This window comes from Bhargavaea cecembensis (assembly GCF_000826125.2).
In the GTDB taxonomy this organism is placed as follows: Bacteria; Bacillota; Bacilli; order Bacillales_A; family Planococcaceae; genus Bhargavaea; species Bhargavaea cecembensis_B.
In genome coordinates, this window is the sequence record NZ_LN651372.1 from 408,693 (window position 1) to 429,331 (window position 20,639).

Here is a 20,639-nt window from a genome sequence, read left to right on the forward strand (position 1 = left end):
TAAAGGAGACGAAAGGATTCGGAGGTGCAGCGGCATGCTGGAAACAATACAGGCGCCGGAAGGGCGGATTTCAAGGAAAGCCGTCAAGGTTTGGCGTCTCACCAATTTTATCGAGGAAGCCATCGCTCTTCTCATCATCGCGGGGCTCCTCGTCGCGGGGACTCATTTTGGCTGGTGGCGGTGGCTGATCACCACTTTCTGGGTGATCGGCGGGATCAGCGTCGTGTCGGCCGTCTATTCCATCTTCATCAAACCCGGCCTCACCCAGAAATTCTGGCGGTACGGGGCGGACGAGGAGTTCGTCAAGCTCCGCAGCGGCATCTGGATCATTTCCGAGCAGACGATCCCGATGACGAAAGTGCAGGTCGTGAATCTTAAACAGGGGCCGCTTCTCCGCAGATACGGCCTTTATTCGCTTGAGATCGGCACGATGGGTTCCAGCCATACGATCCCTGCGCTTCCCGAAGCGGAGGCGCGGGAATTCAGGGACCGGATCGCCCATCTTGCGAAGATCCGGGAGGAAGAAGACTGATGGCCGGCCGGGGGGAAGAAGCGAAGCGCATGCATCCGGCCGGCATGCTTTGGTCGGTCCTCGACTACATCAAAAGCACATTCTTCCTGATCCTCATCCTGTTCGTCCTGAACGCCGGATCGGATGCCGCCTGGGTGAAATACGGGCGGATTGTGTTTCTCGGCGTGTCGGCGGTGAGCTTCCTGTTTCTCCTGCCGGCCTGGTGGCGGAGGACGTACCGGATTGAAAGAGACTCGGTGAAGATCGACAGCGGCATCTTCGTCCGCAAGCACAGAAGCGTGCCGTTCCGCCGCGTACAGAACGTCAATCGCCAGGTTCCGGCCGTGCTCAAGATGCTCGGCCTCACTTCGCTGACACTCGAAACCGGGGCCGAGGGGGACGAAGCGTCCGTGAAGTTCACGGCGGTGACGAAGGAAGAGGCGACCCGGATTGAAACCGCGCTTGACGGATACCGCGAGCGGAAGGCCCGGACAGAAGAGCCGGCAGAAGAAACTCCGGAGGGTCATACCCCGACGGATGAAACGCCCGTCCCCGAGCGGACGGTCCACTTCATCCCCGCCAAGAAGGACATCATCAAGGCGTCCTTCCTCTCGTTCAGCTTTATCGCGCTTATTCCGATCCTCGCGACGGTCTACCGGAACATGGATGAATTCATCGACCTGGACAGCCGGGCGGAAGGGGCGATTTCGCTGCTCAGCGGCTCCTCGCTCTTCCTCGGGGTCGCCATCACCGTTCTCATCCTTCTGGCCGTCTCGTTCGGAGTGGTGAGGACCTGGCTGAAGTACGGGCGGTATGAAATCTCGTCTGACGATGAACGGATCTACATCCGCCGAGGCGTGCTGAGCGAGCAGTCGCTCTCGGTCCGGAAGAAAAACGTCCAGGCCGTGGAAATTTCGGAGACGCCGGTCAAGCGGCTGCTCGGGATGGCCGAAGTGAAGCTCATCACGGTCGGCACATTCGACGAAGACCTGTCCGATATTAACACGCTCTACCCTTTCCTTCCGAGGGACCGGGCGATTGACATGATCGGCGAGCTGCTGCCGGACATGGAAGTGACGGAGGAGGTGGATCGGCTGCCGAAAAACTCGCTCGTACTCCGGATGATCCGCATCCCGTGGACCGCCCTGATCGGCACGGCAGCGCTCTTCTTCTGGAGGCCGGACTTCCCGTTCGTGCCGGACTGGTGGGTGCTCGCGATCATCATGTTTGCCTGGACGTGGCTGCTCCGGCTGTTTGACTACCGGAACACGAGATACTCGGTTCGCGGACCGTTCGTCCAGTTCCGCAAAGGCGGCCTCTGGCGTTCCACGTTTGTCACGAGGCGGGAAAAGGTCATCGAGACGGTCGTCTCGCAGTCCCGGATCCAGCACCGGTTCGGCGTGGCGACGGTCAAGACGGTCAACCGGTCCAAGCCCGTCCACCACGAAGAATTGAAAGACGTGCCGGAAGAGACGGCGGCCCGCTTCGGCCAGTGGTACACCGAGCGGACGCCCGGACTCATGCCGGCCGGGGAGGAGACCTGACCGATGGAGCCATTCACAGAGAAGGTCGTCCGCCTGTTGAAAGCCGTGCCGCCCGGACGCATCGCCACTTACGGCCAGATCGCCCGGCTGGCGGGAAGTCCGCGCGGCGCTCGCCAGGTCGCCCGCATCCTTCATTCGATGAGCCGCAGTCACGGAATCCCTTGGCAGCGGATCGTCAACGCCAAGGGGGAGATTGCGATCGCCGACCCGGACACCGCCCGCGCACAGGCGGACTTGCTGGAAGCGGAAGGCATTCCGGTCCTCGGCGGAAAGCGCGTCGATCTCCGGACGTACCGGTGGGATCCCGGGTTTGAAGGCGAAGAAGAAACGCCCGGGCCGGGGTCCCTGTGAAAGCCGGACGGATTCCGCTGGCTTTCTCCCGCCTCCATTGATAGACTATTGGCAAATCACCGAGGGGGGAATCGGACGATGACCGAAACACTCGCATGCCAGGATGTCATCTACGCATTCAGCAAAGAACACACACCCGTGAAGCGTGTGGCTTCCGGAACGACAATCGAAATCGAGACGTATGACTGCTTCAAGAACCAGGTCACGTCGCCGGAGACGAAAATTGCCGGCATCGACTGGGATGAGATCAACCCTGCCACCGGTCCGGTCTTCATTGAAGGAGCAGAACCGGGCGATGTCCTGAAAGTCCGCATCGACAAGCTCGAGATCGGGGACCAGGGCGTCATGGCGACCGGCCCGGACCTCGGCGTCCTCGGCCACCGGCTGGAAGAGCTGACGTCGAAAATCATCCCCGTCAAAGATGGCCATGCCGTCTTTGACGACAAGCTCAAGATTCCGGTCAACAAGATGATCGGCGTCATCGGCGTCGCCCCGGACGGTGAGCCGGTGTCGTGCGGAACTCCGGGTGCGCACGGCGGCAACATGGATACGAAGCTCATCACTGAAGGCGCGACGCTATACTTCCCGGTGTTCGCGGAAGGCGCCCTGTTCGCGCTCGGCGACTTCCACGCCGCGATGGGCGACGGCGAGATCGGCGTCTCCGGCATCGAAGTGCCCGGCAAGGCGACCGTGACATTGGAAGTCGTGAAGGAAGGCGCGCTCCGTCATCCGCTCGTCGAAAATGGAGACGGGATCGCGTTCATCGTCTCGGCACCGACCTTGGACGAAGCCGCAAAAGCTGCCGTTGAGGAAATGGCCGACTTCCTCCTGCCGAGGACGGAACTCGACCTGCCGGACATCGCCATGATGCTGAGCGCGGCGGGCCAGGTCCAAGTGAGCCAGATCGTCGACCCGCTCATGACTGCGCGCTTCTTCCTGCCGAATTATGTGCTGGAAGCGTACGGAGTGAAAGTATTCGGGTAAAAAGTGAAAGGAAAAGCAGCCGGCACGCATGAGTGCGCCGGCTGCTTTTTTTGATTAAACCCGAGCCGCTTTCTTCTTCTCCAGCAAGAGGTTCAGGCCGATGACAACAAAGACGGCGAGAAACGGCACGATGGCAGAGGCGATCATCTCCGTCTCTTCCGAAACCGGCAGGGACTGGATCAGCCACTGGGACAGGAACAGGGCCGCCGGGATGAAGATGAGAATCCACGAGCGGAGCATGGCCGCGCTGGCCGCAAATGCGATCGCCGACAGCAGGATCACCATCCGGTTTCCGGTCTCGGAAGCTATATAAAACGGATCCATCACCAAAGAGCCGACGAGCAGGACGGCCACGAACAGCAGGATCGTCCCCGCCGACAGGCTGCCCGCCAAAATGAACAGCTTGCGGGAGCTCCACGTTCCACCGGCCATCCGCCGCAGGAGAAGCCAGTAGAGAAAGACGGAAATCGCCGCTGCGACGGGGAATCCGATCAGCTGAACGAGATCCAGCTCAAAGTCCCCCCTGATGGCAGGGCCCATCGCGGAAAACGCCGCAAACGAAAGAATGAAAGCCGGCAAATATTTGAACCAGCCGGCCCGGTCATCCGCCATTTCCTGTTCGAGCGCCGCCATGTACTCTTTCGGAGAACCGCCCGTGATCCGGTCCACGCTCTCCCCGCGCTGCTCGAGCTCAAACAGATGATCCCTCAGCTCCTCTGCGACCTCGTCAATCTCACGTTCGTTTTTCCCTGAAGTCATCAAATACATCCGCACGTTGGCGATGAATTCCTCACTTTTTGAAGTCAGCTTCATTTTTTTCACTCCCCTTCAGAATGTTGCCGACGGCAGCCGACATCGTGTCCCAGCGCCCCTTGAACGCTTCAAGCTCCCGCTCCCCCGCTTCGGAAAGCCGGTAATACTTCCGCTTCGGTCCGTTCGGCGACGGCCTCATAACCGTCATGACGAGCCCTTCCTTCTGCATCCGGAGCAACACCGGATAAATGCTCCCCTCGCTCACCATCGTCAGACCCTGCTCGCCGAGTTTCTCAACCATTTCATAGCCGTACGTTTCCCCTTGTCCGATCACGGCCAATAGGCACCCCTCCAGCACGCCTTTCAGCATCTGGCTCGTTGACATTCTGTTCACCGCCCCGCTACCTTGCTTTGTCTGATACTGCTACCTTGTTATGTATGATACTTCATCGCAGACCCGATGTCTACTATATTGTTAAACAAGCTACAAAAACGGAAGAAGCTGCCCGGCAAGGATGCCGGACAGCAAAGATTAGAGATTCAATTGGAACGGATGACCGAATAGACCGCAGAGCCGACAAGGTCGCCGGCTTCTTTCAGCCGTCCGATGCTGATGTGGTCAATCGTGTCCTCCGGAGAGTGATAGTACGGTTCCAGCGCGGCCGTGCCCGGTTCACGGCGGATGAAGTTCACCGCCGGGATGCCGGCTTCGTGAAAGCTTACGTGATCAGACGAACCCCGCTTGTACAGGACAAGCTCGGAAGGCGTGCCGATCCGCTCGCCTGCCGCCATCGCGGACTCCGTCGACAGATTGGGCAGACCATCCACCGTGTTCAGGTAGATCGCCGTGGCATTTTCCCAGCCGGTGCCGACCATGTCCATATTGAAGTTCGTGAGGCTCCGGGATAGTTCTTGCCCGGATAAAGTCGAGACATAGTGCTCGCTGCCGAGCAGGCCGATCTCCTCCGCACCGACAAAGACGAAACGGACTTCCTTGTCGATCGGATAGCTTTTCAGAACACGGGCGATCTCAAGGGCCGTTGCAGTCCCGGAAGCATTATCGTTGGCCCCGGGTGCGAGCGGAACACTGTCAAAGTGGGCAGATACGTAGACAATCTCATGGTTGGTTCCCTTTTTCGGCGTTCGTTTGGCAATGATGTTTTGGGAAGTGCGGCCGGACAAGGCGTCCACCTTGAGAGTCACCGATCCGCCGGTCGCCGCGATATCCTCAAGCAGGGCTTCGCCGGAGACTTTTTTGATGCCGGCCACCGGAATCGGCGCATCCGTTCCGATGCTCATATTCGGCGGTCCCGATTGCTCTGAGTTGTCATAGATCAGCACGGCAGAAGCCCCTGCTGCAGCCGCATGGTCGATTTTGTCGCGGAAACCGATCTCTCCCCTCTGAATGAGGGCGATCTTCCCTGCCGCCGCTTCTGTAAAGTCTTCCGGATAACCGAGGCCCGCGTCGTAAAGAGGAGCCGTGAGGCCGTCCGGCGGCGTGGAAGCGGACCCGGACGGGATGGACACCGTCACTTCCTCCCCGCCGGAAGTCGACAGATGACCGACCATCGTATCCGGGATGGCGAATTCCTGAACGTCAATTTCATAGCCGTACGACTGGAGCCGCTCGCGGATCATCCCGGCCGCCACCCGCTCTTCCTCCGTGCCGGCCACTCTCGGGCCGATATCGACACTCAAGCGGCGGACGTCCTCGTAAATCCGTCTTTCATCAATCCGTGCAGTGACTTTCTTGTCAAAAGCCGCCGGGTTTCCGGGCTTGGCCGCTTCGGCTGTGGCCGGACCGCTGAAATCGGCAGGCATCATGACGACGCCCGACAGCATTAACGATGCGGTCAGCGTCAGTGCAGCAAACTTGTTTTTCCTTTTCATCAAACAGAATCCCCCTCTTCGATCATCGATCATCAGAGGGATTCTTCCTGTCCCGGCCGCTCTCCTTCTTTCCGCCTGAAAACGGTTACAACCTCCTGCTCCAAGCAGGCGCTGGAAGGCCTTTGTTCCCTCCCGCGACCGAGACTTTGTCCCTATATTGCGATCAGCCCGGCATCCGTTCCCTGCCCTCGACCGGCAGGATGGACAGGATCCGGTCAATGCGGAATGTCCGGCGCTCCTGTCGCATGAAGCAATATGCCGTCACGCTGTCCTGCCGAATCTTCAGCAACCGTACCCGACGCTTCGTGATCGATCCGTCGGAACCCATATAAATCATATCGGCAAGCTGATGCCGCTTCATGCACTTCATCAGAAGACCGTGCATTTTCTCCGCCTCCATTCAGAACGTTTGTTCTCATTATATGCGAACGTGCGTGCGTATTCAACTGATAAGTCCGATTCGGTTACTGGAAACAGGGAATCAAAAAGAACCGGCGACCCCTTTAGCCGGTTCCCGTTTCCCGATATACTTGTACAGACCGCCGGGAAGGACTGCCGGCAAGCCAAACAGATAAGGAATGAAGCCCGTCATGTGGAAAGACTTTAAGGAATTCGCGTTCAAAGGCAATGTGATGGACCTTGCCGTCGCCGTCGTCATCGGGGCCGCATTCGGCAAAATCGTCTCCTCTCTCGTGGAGAACATCATCACCCCGCTCATCGGCATCCTCGTCGGCGGCATCGACTTCACCGGTCTGATGTTCAAAGTCGGCGGGGCGAAAGTGACATACGGCGTCTTCCTCCAAAACGTCTTCGACTTTCTGATCATCGCATTCGCCATCTTCATGGTGCTCCGCGTTCTGACGAAACTGAAACGCGAGAAAGCCGAGGAAGAGAAGGAAGAAGTAGTGGATCCGAAAGAGGAACTGCTTCGGGAAATCCGTGATTTGCTGAAAGAACAGAAAGTGGATTGAGAAATGGAAAAACCGTCCCAAGGCTTTGGCCGGGACGGTTTTTTATAGATCCATGTTCTTTGTACTCTTAGAGAATAAAATCGCCCCATTCCGTTAAGGAGCGGAGCGAAGAAATTCAACTCTTTCTTATGAAAGCATTTCGAAAGGAAGCTCTGTAAACGTTCCTACCGTCCCGCCAAAGAACAGTCCGAATGCCATTGCGCCCATCGCCAGCGTCAAGAAGATCTTCTTTTTCATCGTCCATCCATCCTCTCGTATGAATTAAGTCAAGTATATCACGGCAAAGTTCTAGAAAATATGCAATTATGCATATTTCGAACTTTTTTCAAGGGTCTTATGTAGGAGTTTCGCAATGTAGGCTTCTTCCTTATGGCTCATGCCGAGCCGGTTGTTCGTATCATGCAGGTAATGGAAGAGGAATTCCTCAAATGGCGGGGATGGGATCAACTGATCCTCTACCTGATGTCGGACAGAGGACAGTTCCTCGATGAACGGACGGACCTTTCTTAACAAATGTACGTTATTGAGCGTCCGGCCCCACTGGGAGAGGAACTGTTTTTCATTCAGTTTGACCGCCTGATCCAGATTGGCGCCCAGGTCCGGTTCTTTGCATGAAGCGATGCAGTGATCCGCGTAGCGCTCCAGAAACTGGATTGCTGCGTCCATGCTGCATAAGCCTGACCGGATGGCCTGGTGCATCAGGAGGATCACCGCTTCCGTCCGGTCGGCCCCTCCGAGCAGCTCATTTTCCAGAATGGAAAATGTCAGGTCCGTCGAGCGTTTTAACAAGAGATCCGGCCAGACGATGCCTGCTGCTGTATTTTCGCTGAAAACCGGTTCCCGCGTGAACGGGCGGACTGCCGGCTGCTGTTCGCCGTCTTCTTCTTCAAAAAGAAGGCGGCGCCTGCCCCTTCTGTCTCCGTCAAGCTCGGCCAGCGCCTGGCCACAGTCATGCCGGATTTTCGTCCTAAGCACCTCCGACTCATCCGGATCAAGCCGGAAACCGGCCATGATGTGATGACCGTGATGGTCTTTCCTTCTCAGGAAAAAGTAATAGTGGACTTCGCCGGTCATTTCAGAAGCTAGAGGCTTGATGATCTGCTGGATGACTTCATCCAGCAGATGCTCGTATTTTGGATAAAATCTATAAGTGCTCCATTCCTTCTCTGGTTGCATCTTTCTTTCCTCCGTTTCAGTACCATTTCACCGGCACTTGGAATTCTGTCACACACGGATGTCCGGATCTGCCGATCATATGGGCTCCGCGTTCGGGAAACACTTCGGTCAGCACGAGCATCTTGTCCTGCGCGCTTTCGATCTTCCGACAGAACCGTTGCACAAGGTGGGGACTGCCGAAATGAATATACTGATCCTTGCCTTGGCCGATAGGAAGCGGGAATTGCGGATCCGCCATCTTGAACATGACTTCCTTCGGGATGCCGGACGCCACAAGCCATTCGTGAAGGCGGACGAAGTAATCGAACTCCGGCTCGCCCTTCGCGATGAGCGGGACTTCCCTGACTGGAACCCGCCACTCCGCAGCCGATTTGACGACTTTCTCTTCCGTCACTCGAGGCGAGTGTCCCGGAGTCAGCTTGCCCGACCCCGTTTTTGGAATTCCGATCCACGGGTTGCTGATTGCCAAAAATAGCCGGGTCAGTTCAGGAAGCTGATAGGATGGCGTTTCCCCGTTATAGATGATAGAAACGGGGTGGCCTTCAGGCGCCAAAAGCCGCAGGCTGTCCGTGTTTTCATCATGCTTTAGAGTCAAATCTGAAAGAGTGAGGAACTTGGTCGCACGGCCATTCCGTTGCCGTCCGGTCGGCCAGATGAGCCGACGGCCGTTCCCCCGTTTTACAGAACCCCAGTCCTCTCCGAATGTGAATAAAAGCGGCTCTGCTTCTGGGCACAGGGCTTCCAGCCATTCTTTCCCTGTGACCGCCGTTCCGCCTCCGATTCCGCCGTACGTGGCGAGTACTTGATAGTCCCCTCGCTGCATCGCTTGTGCCGAGTTTGCGGCGATCCTGAATTGGACAGAACCGTTCGGCTGGAGTTCGGACGGACTGAGCGGGCGGTTGATGGTGCCTTCCCTTGCCTGTTCGGCGTCCTTTTGGGCCACCCGGATGCATTCTGCTGTTTTATCCGCACGCCCGGCGTAGCCGGCAACGAACTCAAGCACATTTCTGCATTCACCTCCGGGTCCGTAATTCTTCTTGAACCACTCTGCCATGGAGACGGCAATGTGGGACCTGATCACAGATACAGGCAGATCAGACGCGTACTTTGTGACAGCTTCTTTGATTTCCAGAGGAAGGGCGGCTTGAGAAGTTTGAAGTGCCCGGTCCTCCTTGAAAAGCCGGATGTCGTTATCAAACTCTGGCGTTTCCATGCCAAGTGTTCTGTAAATCATGTCGGAAAATCTGACTCCACGCTCCCTCTGCTTTGCGATAGACCGGGACTCTGCCCCGGCCATTTCCCCGATAACGGTGTCAAGCATGTAGAACAGGCGGGCAAGACGGCGGGCTTTATGATTCTCGATTCCCGCGACAATAGAAGACAGCCCGATCAATGGACGCTTTTCTGCATGCTGCTCAGGCAAAGTCGGAACGAGCAGTCCTTCTGAAACGAGTTTTTCGAACTGCTCTTTTCCTTTCTCGGAGTCCAACATGCGGAGCCAGCCCTTCTTTTTCCTCGCAGCGCCCCGCTTCAAATGACCGGCGGGTATATAGTCCAGAGTGAACAAAAACTCCATGCCTTGTATAGCTGTCAGGATTGCCGGTTTTCCATCCTGCTCCAAAAAGCCATCACTGAACCGGAAAGTCAGGTCGCTGTTCAGCCGGTCATCCTTTGCGATCGCCGTCAGCCAGTCTTGGAGAACAGCAGGGGCCAAGCCGATCTTGCTGATTACGGTCGAAGACGCTTGTCCGTTTTCTGCCTCTCCGAAGCTAAATTGCATAACGGCAGGATCGTTGCCGGTGATTGTGGACTCGAGCACGTAAGGAATGGCCTCTTCTACGAGTTCCTCGAGGGATTGCCGGTCCTTTGGCAACCCTTTTCCGAGCCGCTCGAATAGCGACGGGTTTTCAAGGGCAAGACGCTTCCTGAGCACATCAAATTCCAGGGCGCCAACGATTTTCCGTGCCGCGCGTTCTTTCTCCATTCCGAAGATTACGCTTAGGCGTGCCAATGCCTCGGTCAGTTCTTCTTCGCGCCGTTGCCACGTTTCCACCGCTGACCGGCTTTCCTCGTTTAACCCGTCAAGTTTCTGGTCGGAGAATTCAACAAGACGGCCGCCCGGATGCCCCGATTGCTCGAGTGCAATTTCCGCCAGTTTCCGGGCGTGCGCAACGGCAGATTTCCTGCGGCTGATCTGTTGGAAAATATCAAGAGTCGTCCGGACAACAAAACCGTCGAGAAGGGAGGACGGCAGCGAATGGACACGGGCAACCGGATAGGAATAAATTTCTGCAGCGAGTTTGACTGGGTTCACATTCATGCTTCCTCATCCTTTCGAACTGGTTTTGATAGAAATATCGAACATACTTTTGCCCGGAGTTGACAACTAGCGGGAATTTTCCGTTACTATAGAGGGAGGACAGCGAAACCGCTGAACCATATGCCAAAAGGGTGATGGAGAATGAACCAAGTACGCCTCGGCACGGAAATCAGGAAATGGCGGAAAATCCGGAAGTTGACTCAGAGAGAGCTCTCTGAGGGAATCTGTAATCAGTCGGAGATTAGCCGGTTGGAAAAAGGTGATTCTTATCCGAGCATTGATACCCTACATGCTATTTCCACAAAGTTACGTCTTCCACTCTCTTATTTTTTTGAGGTTTTAATCCATGATGATGTTGAAAACACCGAAAAGATAAAAGAGGAAGTGAAGTCTTTATCTTCACAGAAAAATTATGAAGGTCTCTTCCAATACTTAGAAAACCTCTTGCATACTAATAAAGTAGTGCATCCAGAGCTTATGAATTACTTATATCTTCACTACTATGCCTCAATGTATTACTTGAAAAAACGAGACTATAGGTATTGTGTAACAGAGCTTTACAGCCTACTTGAAACTCAGGTTAGCGGCCTAGACGTACTATTGAACATTCGCATAAAAAACTCTATTGCTTCGATACTTGCTGAGAACAGCAAATATGACGAAAGCACAAAAATCTTTAAAGAAATACTCGGGGAAAGTAATACTTCCGAAGAATATGAGTTAATGCGGATCAAGGTTCTGTACAATGTAGGAAAACTTCAATTTATGCAAGAACAATATAAGGAGGCATCAATTACTACCCAGGAAGCAATCGATCTTTCTAAAAAGCATCATGACATGTCCGTCCTCGGCCAGCTTTATTACCAAAAAGGCTCTATCCTCGAAAAACTGGATCACCCTGCCCAGGAAATCTCGGCTGAGTATCAGCGGGCTTTGTTCTTCTTTGATCTGCTGGGGCTGGATTATTATAAAAAAATCCTCCAGGAGTATAAGCAACAGTTCCTCGTTGCCCAGTAAGTTCTCCCTATCTACTACTCTACACAGTTTTTTGCATCATAAATATGCACTTACGCATATCTGCGGAAAATGCTCGGTTTGTTGCGTTTTTCTTCGAAAATCTATGTAAAAAGGCTGTCCGCTCCGGGGAAACCGGGAAAACGGACAGCCTTTTTTATTTTTCCTTGGCTTAGAACATGCTGAGGTCATACTTTTTGGAGAGTCGTTCCATGAGGTCCCAGCCGGCGATGCTGTTGCCGCGTTCGTCGAGTGCCGGGCCGAAGATGCCGATGCCGCACCGGTACGGGACCGCGGCCATGATGCCGCCGGCCACGCCGGATTTGGCCGGGATGCCGACCCGGATGGCGAATTCGCCGGATGCGTTATACATGCCGCATGTGACCATGAAGGTCTTGCAGATGCTGGCCACGCGCGGCGGCAGAAGCGTCTCGCCCGTCAGCGGGTGTTTGCCGTCCATGGCGAGGGTGAGGCCGATTTTGGCGAGGTCCGAGCAGTTCATCTCGATCGCGCACTGTTTCGTGTACAGTTCGATGACCGTTTCGACATTTTCCTCGATCACGTGGTACTGCTTCAGGTAATAGGCGAGGGAGCGGTTGAGGTCGGCGGTCTGCAGTTCGGACATCGCCACTTCCTTGTTGTACCCGATCCCTTCCACGCCGGTGATCAGCTCGGTCAGGTGGATGATGCGGCCGAGGCGTTCTTCGACCGAGTCGCCCTTGATCATCGAGGTGACGGCGAGCGCGCCGGCGTTGATCATCGGGTTGAGCGGCTTGTGCGGCTCGGTCGTCTCCAGCTTGATGATCGAGTTGAACGGGTCGCCGGTCGGTTCCATGCCGACCCGTTGGAAGACGTATTCCTCCCCGTTGTCGAGCAGGGCGAGCGCGAGTGCGATCACTTTGGAGATGCTCTGGAGCGTCGATTTCTTGTTCACGTCGCCGGCGGAATAGCAGCTTCCGTCCGGAAAGGCCATCGCCACCGCCAGTGAATCCGGGTCCGCCTGCGCGAGCGCGGGAATATAGTCGGCGACCTTTCCTTCCGCCGTATGTACTTTCGATTCTTGGACGAGCTGAAACAGCTCCTCATCGGATCTGCAATCCATCACGGTCCCTCCTTGCCATTTATGTCATGTCCCTGACATTCTACCCGATTCCCCCCTCCCTATGCCAATGCCGGATTGCCGGGACGGCCGGCGGGTGCTATAATGGACTTGAACTGCCTGCCAAAGGAGTGGAGACGCATATGTGGTTTTTGTATATTCTGTTTACGGTTTTCGCGATCATCATCGTCGGCACGGTCGCAGGCCTCATCCTCACGTTCAGCAGCAATCATGATTGATCGATGATCCAAAAAGGGACTGTTCCGCGCATCGGCCGAGAGCCGGGATGCGGAACAGTCCCTTTTTTCATTGTTTCCCTTCCATCGCCCGCACCGCATCCGGACGGTCTTCCGGCCTGAGTCCGGCTTGCAGGTCCCGGAGCGACAGGCCGAAGCTCATCTCGAGGTGCGGGTAGTCTTTGAAGCCGTTCCAGTCACCGCCCCATTTGAAACCGAGAGATTTGGCGATGTCCGCGGCTTCCATCCAATCGCTCCGGCCGTTGCCGTTGCCGTCATAGTCCAGATCCCAGATGATCCGGCCGTCCGGCGTGCGGAGCGCATAGTCGACGGCGAGACCGAAGTTGTGGAAGGAACTGCCGGCGGTCGCGTTGGTGACGACCTTTCCCGCAGCGGTCCGGCCCTGTGCATACAGCCGGTCCTGCTCCTCGCCCGAGCGGAAACCGTCTGTAATGACAACGTCAATTCCCTGATCCGCCGCCAGCCGGATGAATTCGCCGGCTTTTTCCTCGACGGCGGGATGGAGGCCTTCCGGAAGCGGCCGTGCCGCCAGTTCTTCCCGCTCGGTCCATTCCCGCTGGACAAATATGAAAATGGAGACGGCGACAAACCCGGCGAACAGCGCTTTGGCCAACTGCTTCGCCGGGAAGGTCTTCTTTTTCCTGCGCGCCATTCCGGAAGCCCCCTTTCCACCTTTTCCCCACTATAACGCAAAGGGGCTCGTCCGGGTTCCCTCATTCATTTTTTATCCGCTGTTCATGTCGGCTCGCCCGCCTCCAGGTCATTTTTCGTCAGGGGTTCTGCGTGCGCCTTCAGCTGGACCGTGATGCTGCCGTCTTTTTCAAGGTATGCGCGCTTCACTTCATCCAACGAGAAAATGCTCTGCTTCCGCAGTCCCTCGCTGAGATCTCTGGAGTCCATCCGGTTTTTTCGCAGCTGTTCCTTGATCGGTTCGCCGTCCAGCACGATCAGCTGGGGTGCGCCGGTCAGGAGTTTTTCAATCTTGTCGGTTCTAAACAGAATATTGTCAAACAGCACCTTCAGTCCGCACCATCCGACGATCATTAAGAGGACGACGTACCATTTCACTTCAGGGTCATAGAGCCCGTTGCCGAAGATCTCCGACAGCATGATGCTCCAGATGAAGTCGATGGGCGTCAGGTTCGACACGCCTTTCGCGCCCGTCCATTTCATGCAGAGGACCAGTGCCAGGAAACCGCTGATCATTTTGATAAAAATCAATCCGATGCTCATGCAATCGCCGCTTTCCCAAAAAATTAAGCAGGTTGCTTCCGCCCGTCCCATGCCGGTCCGGGCCCGACGATCCAATCAATCAAGCAAGCTTGCTCTCTATCCATTACCCGTCCCGGCTCAGAGACAAAACCGGACCGCCTCCCGGTAAATTCAGGGAAGCGGTCCGGTTCGTTTCATGCCTTGATGTCGCGCTGTGTGAAGATGAAGTAACTGACCACAAGGAACAGGATGGTATAGACGGCGAGGACTGTCGCCGAGAACGGCATCGTCATTCCTTCGATCAGGGTCATGCCCTGCGCCTGGGAGACGAGTTCATGAGAGAAGAACAGGTACTTGGCGATAGCGTATTTGCTGAGCAGCATCGACACCGTGCCGCCCATGAAATAGATGAAGAGCGACAGCCCGATCGCGAGCGCCCCCGAGCGGAAAACACTGCCGACCATGAATGCGAAAGTCGTGTAGACGATGACCGTGACGAACGACAGGGCGAGGTAGTAGATCGCCCTTCCCCATATGGAGACCTCGACGACGTTTCCGCCCTTCACCGCAAGCTCGGCCCCGTCCCCCGACGGGAAGAGCAGGTACGAAAGGACGACCGACACGGCGAACCCGACGAGCATGAGCAGTGCCCCGAACAGGATGGAGGCGGCATATTTTGAGGTGAGGACTTTCCACCTTTTGACCGGCCGCGCCAGGAGCATCTTGATCGTGCCTTCCGAAAATTCGGTGGCGACGATCCCGGCGGCCATGATGACCGAGAACAGGATGGCGATCTGGCCGATTCCGGAAGAGTCCATGATCATCTGCTCGCGGTCGAATTCACCGTACGGCGCTGCGTCTTCCTTGAGCCGGTACTCGGCAATGTCCCGCTGCTCTTCCAGTTCCGCCCTCTCTGTCTTTTTGAGGGACGGATCGGACAGCTGCTGCGTCAGGGCCGCCTTTTCGGCTTCCGTCTGCATCCGCCAGTCGGGCGAGGCGGTCTCGGCTTCGATTGAAACATTCCCGCTTTCTGCCTGTCCGTCTTCCAGCGAGGAGATCCAGCGCAGAAGGACGAGCATCCCGCCGACGACAATCACAAGGATGGCGACCATGGCCCATGTCGACTTCTTGCTCCACATTTTCATCCATTCATTTTGCAGCAGTCTGAGCAATCTGGCCGCCTCCCGTCATTTCGATGAATTCATCTTCAAGTGTTCTCCGGTAAGGGCGGACGGCGTACAGATCGAGGTCGCCCTCCACGATGCTTTTCACGAGGGCCGGAATGCGCTCCGCCTTCTCCTCGATGATAAATCCGGCGCCGGTCGGAACCGGCGTGTAGCCCTTCGATTTGAGGAGCGGGACGAGCCGGTCGGCCGGCTGCGCTTCCACGTAGTGATGCGGCCGCGTCTCTTCCTTCATTTCCCGGATGTCGATCAGCCGGCCGTTCTGGATGACGGCGACCCGGTCGACCATCAGCTCGATTTCCGACAGCATATGGCTCGAGACGAGGACCGAGACGCCGGCCTTTTCCGCGAGGCTGCGGAGGTACACCCGGAACTCGCGAATGCCGGCCGGGTCAAGGCCGTTCGTCGGCTCGTCGAGGATCAGGAATTTCGGGTTGTGCAAGAGCGCCTGCGCAAGACCGAGGCGCTGCCGCATGCCGAGCGAATAAGTGCCGACTTTTTCGTTGATCCGGTTTTCCAGCCCGACCTGCCGGACCACTTCCATGATCCGCTCCTTCGTCACGCCTTTGTGCATCCGGGCGAAGTGCAGGAGGTTCTTGTAGCCGCTCATGTACTTGTACATCTCCGGGTTTTCGACGATGACGCCGATATTCGTCATGGCGTCTTCGAAATCCGAGGTGATCGACTTGCCCGCGATGGTCACATCGCCCGCAGTCGGTTTCATGAGCCCGGCCATCATCCGGATCGTCGTCGTCTTGCCCGCCCCGTTCGGCCCGAGGAACCCGGTGACCTGGCCGGGATACAGATCGAGGTTCACATCATCGATGATTTTCTTTCCGCCGATCGTCTTCGACAGGTTTTTCACCCGGACGATCGGTTCAGCCGTTTGTGCCAATCGGTTCACTTCCCTTTTCGTAGAGTGTCTTCATCCAGGCGGCCGGTCCGCCGCGATGTTCCGCCCGGATGTCTTCCGTCCGCTCGTGCGCCACGATCCTGCCCCGTTTCATCACCGCGATTTCATCGAGGAGGGGCGCGGCGTCCTGCAGTTCGTGCGTTGTCATGATCACCGTCTGCCTCTCCGGATCGGTAAACCGGATCAGCCCTTTCACGATCGCCTCGCGCACCATCGGATCAAGCCCGGAAAACGGTTCGTCGAGCAGGTAGAAATCCGCTTCCCTGCCAAGCGTCGCGGCAATCTTGGCCCGTCCGCGGTTCCCTTTTGAGAGGCTTCTCAGTTTGACGGTGCCGTCAAGGCCGAGAAAGTCCGCAGCCTGCCGGGCTTTCTCCATCGAGAAATCACTGAACTGCGAGCCGTAGAAATGAAACAGCTGATCGGCCGTGAAAAACGGGAAAAACAGGTCGGCGTCGGCCATGTAGGCGATCTTGCGGCCGGCCAGCGTCCGGGTCACCGGCTTCCCGTCCATCTTCGCTTCCCCCGCATCCGGGTGCAGAAGGCCCGCCATCAGCTTGAGCAATGTTGACTTTCCGCTTCCGTTTTCTCCGGTGAGCCCGATGATCCGCCCGCTTCCGAATGTGGCCGACACTCCGTCAAGCGCCCGTCTGCGTCCGTATGATTTTGAGACGTTCTCCAGTTCGATCATTCCGTTCCCCTCCCCGTCATGTACGCCGTCATTTCCTCGCGCGTGAATCCGAGCGCCTCGATGTCCCGCAGGAAATCGTCGGCCAGCCGGGCTTTCATTTCCTCGCGCAGCAGATGCAGCCGTTCTTCATCTTCGGTGACAAACGTCCCCTGCCCCCGTTTTGTCTCGGTGATCCCCATCCCCTCCAGCTCCTTATAGACGCGTTGCATCGTGTTTGCATTGACCCCGGCTTCCACCGCATACTCCCGGACCGACGGCAGCTTTTCCCCCGGCCGGATGGCGCCCCGGATGAGGTCGCCCGTAATCCGGTCGATCAGCTGCTGATAAATCGGCTTGTCGGGCAGGAAATCAAAGCTCATTCTCCCGCCACCTTTCTGTCGAACAGCGCCAGGCCGGCCCAGAAGAAGAGCGCCGAGACGATGAGCGAGAAGATGAGTCCTCCGGCGGCGAGCGCTCCGGTCATCTCAATTCCGAGGTCCGAGTAATCGGACAGCCGCTCGATGCTGCTGAAGCGGAATTCTCCCGCCCCGAGCACCCGCTCCGCCGCCGGCAGTCCGGAAAGCTTTTCATTCACCCAGAACAGGGCGATGAACAGCAGGCCGGTCACGGGGACTGCGGCAATCCGAGTGAACTTCCTGCGCAGCCACTGGTAAATCGTCCAGAACAGGAAGCCGATGGCGAGCTGGATGACCGCAATCACGAGGACGATGAGCTCGATTTCCGCGAAAAATCCGGTGAACAGGCCGGCGGTGAGCCCTTCGGGGATGCCGGCAGATCCTCCCGTGATCAGAAAGACGATTCCGAGGACGAGCGTGAGCCAGATCATGGCAGCTGCCATTGCAATCAAGGCAAACAGCGCCTTCACCCCGACGAGCGTGCCGAGGGATGCCGGTGAATGCAGCCAGAGATCCAGCCGCTTCATATCCGCCGTGAGGCTCATGAACAGGCCGGCGACCGGCATATAGCTCAGAAAGAGGAGCAGGAACGAACTGATGCCGAAAGCATATGAGATAATGCTCGTTTCTCCGGAGATGTACTGGTGAAGAAGGAACGGACCTGACGCCACTGCGAGCAGAATGACGATCAGCACAACGGCGATCCCCGGCCGAGCGAGCATCCACTCTTTGTAAAACAGGCCTTTCCATCGTTTCATGAGGGTCCCACTCCTTTGGTTAAAGATATTGCGTCTCTGTGTATTAGTTACATAGTACACTGGTATCCAGTGAAACGCAACCGTTATTTGAAAAATAAAAAGACCTTCCCTTTTTGGAGAGGGAAAGTCTTTTGGTGATAGGAGGGCCTGTCAGCTTGCGGTTGAGGGTCCGGGCGGCCGGTTGATCTGCGGGTCTTCATCCGGCACCGTCAAGACGACCGGCGCGTCGACCGGCGTCCATTTCTTTACTTTCTGTGAAAATTCACCGGCGTCTCCTGTGGTGAAGAAGAGATGGCTTCCTTCCGGTGCGAGGGAGAGGTCCCCGTTCGTCTTCAGCGTTTGGACGGCCTGGTCGATCGTGGCCCGGGCCGGATCGACCAAGTTCACCGGCCCGCCCCACACTTTGAGGATCTGCTGCTCCGCGAGCGGATAATGGGTGCATCCCATGACGAGCGTGTCCACATTTGCACGGCGGAGCGGTGCCAGATACTCTTCCAGGGCCGAAGTGATTTCTCCGGGACGGGTGTCGTTGTTTTCCAGATAGGACACGAGCTTGGGGCAGGCCTGCTCGAACACCTCCGCACCGTCCAGCTTTTTCCGGATGGTTTGCTGATACATATGGGAATCCGCCGTCCTTTGGGTGGCGATCACCCCGATCCGCCGGTTTTGTGTTGTCTCCGCCGCCATTTGCGCGCCGGGCTCAATGACGCCGATCACCGGGATGTCCAGCTTCTCCTTCAGTTCGTCCAGCATCAGTGCCGTCGCCGTGTTGCACGCGACAATGAGCAGTTTCAGCTCGAACCGGCCGAGAAAGCGGATGATCCGATAAACCGAAGCTTTGATGTCTTTTATGCTTTTATTGCCGTAGGGGCAGTTCCCGTGGTCCCCGACATAAATGATCCGCTCATCCGGCAGGCGGCCGAACAGCTCGTTGGCAACGGTCAGGCCGCCGCTGCCTGAATCAATGACTGCGATGTTTTTCATGGTTGTACCTTCTTTTGGGGGTGCTTCGCCTCGGGGGAGAAGCTGAGTAAAGTGATTCTTTCATTGTAACGAATCCGGTGCCGTTGCGGTTCCCCGGAGAACTGAAAAAGCCCTTTCCGGTGCGGAAAGGGGTGTTTTCGTGATCTCAATCTTCCCGGCGGCCGGCCCTCATGGTTCAGAGAAAGTTCTGGACGATGATTTCGACGATGAGCAGCAGGGTGACGGCACGCAGGATCGGTTTGACGAAACGCGGGTCGAGCTTCTCGGCGATGTGGACGCCGACCCGGGCACCGGCGAGCGAACCGAGCATGAGCGAGATCGCCACGGGCCAGATGATGTTGCCGGAAGTGATATAGCCGATGGCGGCCCCGAATGCGCTCGAGAACGTGGCAACGCGGACGAAACCGATCGCCCGGATGTAGGAGATGTTCAAATGGCCGAAAATCTGGAGCAGGATCGTCGCCTGCCCCGGTCCGAACAGGCCGTCGTAGACGCCGATCCCGAACAGGCTCGGCATCGTGAATTTATCGGGCTTCAGCGGGGCATCCCCCGAGAAGTCCCCTTTGGAAAGAAATGAAAAGACGAACGCCACGACGAGCAGGACGGTGGCGATCGCCAGCATCGTGTTGTCGCTCAGCCGGTTTGCGATGAACCCGCCGGACAGGCCGCCGGACAAGGATACCGGCACGATCCAGTACAGTTCCTTGAAGGAGATCTTCTTCTTCAGGAGGACCGTCATGAACGTCGACAGCGAACTGACCGTGTTCGAGATCTTGCTCGCCCCGACTGCGGCGTGGACCGGAATGCCGATCAGCAGCATCGCCGGCAGCGAGATGAGCCCGCCGCCCCCGGCAAGCGTCCCGATCGTCACCGCCACAAGCCCGATGAAAAACAGTCCGATATATTCCATCACCGCACCTCCCTTTTCTGGTTGTTGTCTTCATTATACTTCGGATGACGTAATAAGTGAATGATATAATAATTAACCGTTTCTATAACAAAAGCTTATGGATTGGAGACAGAAAGGCCCGAGGCCAAATGCCCCGAGCCTCTTATTCATGACAGGATGATCTCGCGTTCCCTTTCGACAAGCCGGACAATCTCATCGTCGGTGCGCTGCAGCCGGTCCGCCAGTTCGCGGAGGATGCGCTCGACGTCGGCGAGGACTCCGTCAAGCTGGCCTTTGGCGTCTGAGATGCGCGAGTGGACCATCAGATCGGTGAACATATTGTCGAAGAAGAAATCGGAGAAATTGAGGAAGTCCCGCTTGTTGACGGTGAGCCGCTCCGTGTCGAAGTTCTCCACGTCGGCGAGCTCCGACTGGAACCTGCGCAGCGCGCGCTGGGCCCGGTGGATCTTGTCGTCGGAGTTGTTGATGCTCGAATACTTCATCGCCGTGACGAGCATGCCGCCCCCGAGGAACGTATCCCACATCGACATCCCTTCCGCATTCCCGAGCTCATCCATTGCGGCACCGAGCATGCGCTGAGCCTCCCGTCCGGCATGGATCGCTTCTTCGATTTCCCGGCGCATCGACTGGAGCGCCGCCCGTTCATCCGCGACCTGCTGGAGCTTCAGGACGGATTCGGAGTCGTTGTTGCGCATCCAGATTTCCTTTTCCTTCAGGAACGCTTC

23 protein-coding genes are annotated in these 20,639 nt (G+C 56.8%); 6 read left to right on the forward strand and 17 right to left on the reverse strand.

The features are described from left to right. Positions 1 to 34: 34 nt before the first annotated feature. The 4 genes from BN1189_RS04885 to BN1189_RS04900 all read left to right on the forward strand — a co-directional run bounded on the left by BN1189_RS04885 (position 35) and on the right by BN1189_RS04900 (position 3,390). Positions 35 to 532, forward strand: a complete 498-nt coding sequence (locus tag BN1189_RS04885) for a PH domain-containing protein (RefSeq protein WP_040226080.1) — start codon at positions 35 to 37, stop codon at positions 530 to 532. Next, entirely contained in the window at positions 532 to 2,055 is a 1,524-nt protein-coding gene (locus tag BN1189_RS04890; RefSeq protein ID WP_052455645.1) for a PH domain-containing protein, read from the forward strand. The genes BN1189_RS04885 and BN1189_RS04890 overlap by 1 nt, the downstream gene beginning before the upstream one ends. Positions 2,056 to 2,058: 3 nt before the next feature. Next, positions 2,059 to 2,406, forward strand: coding sequence for an MGMT family protein (locus tag BN1189_RS04895; protein WP_040226082.1), 348 nt, complete (start codon positions 2,059 to 2,061; stop codon positions 2,404 to 2,406). Between the two features lie 78 nt (positions 2,407 to 2,484). Continuing rightward, entirely contained in the window at positions 2,485 to 3,390 is a 906-nt protein-coding gene (locus BN1189_RS04900) for an acetamidase/formamidase family protein (RefSeq protein ID WP_040226085.1), read from the forward strand. Positions 3,391 to 3,444: 54 nt separating this feature from the next. On the opposite strand, the gene BN1189_RS04905 is transcribed toward BN1189_RS04900, so the two are convergent. The 4 genes from BN1189_RS04905 to BN1189_RS04920 form a co-directional block, all read right to left on the reverse strand. Then, the gene (locus tag BN1189_RS04905) at positions 3,445 to 4,203 is read right to left on the reverse strand and encodes a hypothetical protein (RefSeq protein WP_040226087.1); all 759 of its coding nucleotides are present in this window, start codon (positions 4,201 to 4,203) and stop codon (positions 3,445 to 3,447) included. Then, positions 4,181 to 4,528 carry a PadR family transcriptional regulator gene (locus tag BN1189_RS04910; protein WP_040226088.1) on the reverse strand — a complete coding sequence of 116 codons (348 nt, stop codon included), beginning with the start codon at positions 4,526 to 4,528 and terminating at the stop codon, positions 4,181 to 4,183. The genes BN1189_RS04905 and BN1189_RS04910 overlap by 23 nt, the downstream gene beginning before the upstream one ends. A 155-nt stretch (positions 4,529 to 4,683) precedes the next feature. Further along, a complete protein-coding gene (locus BN1189_RS16635; protein WP_040226170.1) occupies positions 4,684 to 6,033 on the reverse strand; it encodes a M28 family peptidase in 1,350 nt (449 codons plus the stop codon). Positions 6,034 to 6,196: 163 nt separating this feature from the next. Further along, on the reverse strand, positions 6,197 to 6,418 hold the full coding sequence (locus tag BN1189_RS04920; RefSeq protein ID WP_040226092.1) for a WYL domain-containing protein: 222 nt from the start codon (positions 6,416 to 6,418) through the stop codon (positions 6,197 to 6,199). Positions 6,419 to 6,623: 205 nt separating this feature from the next. Between BN1189_RS04920 and mscL the strand changes: the two genes are divergently transcribed. Continuing rightward, positions 6,624 to 7,004, forward strand: a complete 381-nt coding sequence (gene mscL / locus BN1189_RS04925; protein WP_040226172.1) for a large conductance mechanosensitive channel protein MscL — start codon at positions 6,624 to 6,626, stop codon at positions 7,002 to 7,004. 303 nt (positions 7,005 to 7,307) lie between these two features. On the opposite strand, the gene BN1189_RS04930 is transcribed toward mscL, so the two are convergent. Then, complete coding sequence (locus BN1189_RS04930; RefSeq protein WP_040226094.1) at positions 7,308 to 8,180, reverse strand: lantibiotic dehydratase C-terminal domain-containing protein; 873 nt, start codon at positions 8,178 to 8,180, stop codon at positions 7,308 to 7,310. Between the two features lie 16 nt (positions 8,181 to 8,196). Then, the gene (locus tag BN1189_RS04935) at positions 8,197 to 10,500 is read right to left on the reverse strand and encodes a hypothetical protein (protein WP_040226095.1); all 2,304 of its coding nucleotides are present in this window, start codon (positions 10,498 to 10,500) and stop codon (positions 8,197 to 8,199) included. 141 nt (positions 10,501 to 10,641) lie between these two features. Here BN1189_RS04935 and BN1189_RS04940 point away from each other — a divergent pair, with 141 nt between their 5' ends. Further along, the gene (locus tag BN1189_RS04940) at positions 10,642 to 11,517 is read left to right on the forward strand and encodes a helix-turn-helix domain-containing protein (RefSeq protein WP_040226097.1); all 876 of its coding nucleotides are present in this window, start codon (positions 10,642 to 10,644) and stop codon (positions 11,515 to 11,517) included. A 169-nt stretch (positions 11,518 to 11,686) separates the two neighbouring features. Here BN1189_RS04940 and glsA read toward each other — a convergent pair whose 3' ends face one another. From glsA to BN1189_RS04995, 11 genes are all read right to left on the reverse strand, one after another. Beyond that, the gene (glsA, locus tag BN1189_RS04945) at positions 11,687 to 12,616 is read right to left on the reverse strand and encodes a glutaminase A (RefSeq protein WP_040226100.1); all 930 of its coding nucleotides are present in this window, start codon (positions 12,614 to 12,616) and stop codon (positions 11,687 to 11,689) included. A gap of 303 nt (positions 12,617 to 12,919) precedes the next feature. Beyond that, positions 12,920 to 13,522 carry a M15 family metallopeptidase gene (locus BN1189_RS04950; RefSeq protein ID WP_082194146.1) on the reverse strand — a complete coding sequence of 201 codons (603 nt, stop codon included), beginning with the start codon at positions 13,520 to 13,522 and terminating at the stop codon, positions 12,920 to 12,922. An 83-nt stretch (positions 13,523 to 13,605) separates the two neighbouring features. Next, on the reverse strand, positions 13,606 to 14,103 hold the full coding sequence (locus BN1189_RS04955; RefSeq protein ID WP_052455646.1) for a DUF421 domain-containing protein: 498 nt from the start codon (positions 14,101 to 14,103) through the stop codon (positions 13,606 to 13,608). A 173-nt stretch (positions 14,104 to 14,276) separates the two neighbouring features. Continuing rightward, positions 14,277 to 15,254 (reverse strand): ABC transporter permease, encoded by a 978-nt coding sequence (locus BN1189_RS04960; protein WP_040226102.1) that lies wholly within the window; start codon positions 15,252 to 15,254, stop codon positions 14,277 to 14,279. Continuing rightward, complete coding sequence (locus BN1189_RS04965; protein ID WP_040226105.1) at positions 15,232 to 16,161, reverse strand: ABC transporter ATP-binding protein; 930 nt, start codon at positions 16,159 to 16,161, stop codon at positions 15,232 to 15,234. The genes BN1189_RS04960 and BN1189_RS04965 overlap by 23 nt, the downstream gene beginning before the upstream one ends. Further along, positions 16,145 to 16,867, reverse strand: a complete 723-nt coding sequence (locus BN1189_RS04970) for an ABC transporter ATP-binding protein (protein WP_040226107.1) — start codon at positions 16,865 to 16,867, stop codon at positions 16,145 to 16,147. Before BN1189_RS04970 ends, BN1189_RS04965 begins: the two co-directional genes overlap by 17 nt. Next, positions 16,864 to 17,226: a GntR family transcriptional regulator gene (locus tag BN1189_RS04975; RefSeq protein WP_040226109.1), complete on the reverse strand. Its 363-nt coding sequence runs from the start codon at positions 17,224 to 17,226 to the stop codon at positions 16,864 to 16,866. The genes BN1189_RS04970 and BN1189_RS04975 overlap by 4 nt, the downstream gene beginning before the upstream one ends. Then, the gene (locus BN1189_RS04980) at positions 17,223 to 18,020 is read right to left on the reverse strand and encodes a hypothetical protein (protein WP_040226112.1); all 798 of its coding nucleotides are present in this window, start codon (positions 18,018 to 18,020) and stop codon (positions 17,223 to 17,225) included. The genes BN1189_RS04975 and BN1189_RS04980 overlap by 4 nt, the downstream gene beginning before the upstream one ends. A gap of 150 nt (positions 18,021 to 18,170) precedes the next feature. Continuing rightward, positions 18,171 to 19,004 carry a glutamate racemase gene (gene murI, locus BN1189_RS04985; protein ID WP_052455647.1) on the reverse strand — a complete coding sequence of 278 codons (834 nt, stop codon included), beginning with the start codon at positions 19,002 to 19,004 and terminating at the stop codon, positions 18,171 to 18,173. A gap of 175 nt (positions 19,005 to 19,179) precedes the next feature. After that, on the reverse strand, positions 19,180 to 19,914 hold the full coding sequence (locus BN1189_RS04990; RefSeq protein ID WP_040226114.1) for a sulfite exporter TauE/SafE family protein: 735 nt from the start codon (positions 19,912 to 19,914) through the stop codon (positions 19,180 to 19,182). A 146-nt stretch (positions 19,915 to 20,060) separates the two neighbouring features. After that, positions 20,061 to 20,609, reverse strand: a complete 549-nt coding sequence (locus BN1189_RS04995) for a hypothetical protein (RefSeq protein WP_040226116.1) — start codon at positions 20,607 to 20,609, stop codon at positions 20,061 to 20,063. Positions 20,610 to 20,639 lie beyond the last annotated feature (30 nt).

Coding starts and splice junctions, on each gene's coding strand:
- BN1189_RS04885 (WP_040226080.1), top strand. CDS start 35: ATGCTGGAAACAATACAGGCGCCGGAAGGGCGGATTTCAAGGAAAGCC.
- BN1189_RS04890 (WP_052455645.1), top strand. CDS start 532: ATGGCCGGCCGGGGGGAAGAAGCGAAGCGCATGCATCCGGCCGGCATG.
- BN1189_RS04895 (WP_040226082.1), top strand. CDS start 2,059: ATGGAGCCATTCACAGAGAAGGTCGTCCGCCTGTTGAAAGCCGTGCCG.
- BN1189_RS04900 (WP_040226085.1), top strand. CDS start 2,485: ATGACCGAAACACTCGCATGCCAGGATGTCATCTACGCATTCAGCAAA.
- BN1189_RS04905 (WP_040226087.1), bottom strand. CDS start 4,203: ATGAAGCTGACTTCAAAAAGTGAGGAATTCATCGCCAACGTGCGGATG.
- BN1189_RS04910 (WP_040226088.1), bottom strand. CDS start 4,528: ATGTCAACGAGCCAGATGCTGAAAGGCGTGCTGGAGGGGTGCCTATTG.
- BN1189_RS16635 (WP_040226170.1), bottom strand. CDS start 6,033: ATGAAAAGGAAAAACAAGTTTGCTGCACTGACGCTGACCGCATCGTTA.
- BN1189_RS04920 (WP_040226092.1), bottom strand. CDS start 6,418: ATGCACGGTCTTCTGATGAAGTGCATGAAGCGGCATCAGCTTGCCGAT.
- mscL (WP_040226172.1), top strand. CDS start 6,624: ATGTGGAAAGACTTTAAGGAATTCGCGTTCAAAGGCAATGTGATGGAC.
- BN1189_RS04930 (WP_040226094.1), bottom strand. CDS start 8,180: ATGCAACCAGAGAAGGAATGGAGCACTTATAGATTTTATCCAAAATAC.
- BN1189_RS04935 (WP_040226095.1), bottom strand. CDS start 10,500: ATGAATGTGAACCCAGTCAAACTCGCTGCAGAAATTTATTCCTATCCG.
- BN1189_RS04940 (WP_040226097.1), top strand. CDS start 10,642: ATGAACCAAGTACGCCTCGGCACGGAAATCAGGAAATGGCGGAAAATC.
- glsA (WP_040226100.1), bottom strand. CDS start 12,616: ATGGATTGCAGATCCGATGAGGAGCTGTTTCAGCTCGTCCAAGAATCG.
- BN1189_RS04950 (WP_082194146.1), bottom strand. CDS start 13,522: ATGGCGCGCAGGAAAAAGAAGACCTTCCCGGCGAAGCAGTTGGCCAAA.
- BN1189_RS04955 (WP_052455646.1), bottom strand. CDS start 14,103: ATGAGCATCGGATTGATTTTTATCAAAATGATCAGCGGTTTCCTGGCA.
- BN1189_RS04970 (WP_040226107.1), bottom strand. CDS start 16,867: ATGATCGAACTGGAGAACGTCTCAAAATCATACGGACGCAGACGGGCG.
- BN1189_RS04975 (WP_040226109.1), bottom strand. CDS start 17,226: ATGAGCTTTGATTTCCTGCCCGACAAGCCGATTTATCAGCAGCTGATC.
- BN1189_RS04980 (WP_040226112.1), bottom strand. CDS start 18,020: ATGAAACGATGGAAAGGCCTGTTTTACAAAGAGTGGATGCTCGCTCGG.
- murI (WP_052455647.1), bottom strand. CDS start 19,004: ATGAAAAACATCGCAGTCATTGATTCAGGCAGCGGCGGCCTGACCGTT.
- BN1189_RS04990 (WP_040226114.1), bottom strand. CDS start 19,914: ATGGAATATATCGGACTGTTTTTCATCGGGCTTGTGGCGGTGACGATC.
- BN1189_RS04995 (WP_040226116.1), bottom strand. CDS start 20,609: ATGCGCAACAACGACTCCGAATCCGTCCTGAAGCTCCAGCAGGTCGCG.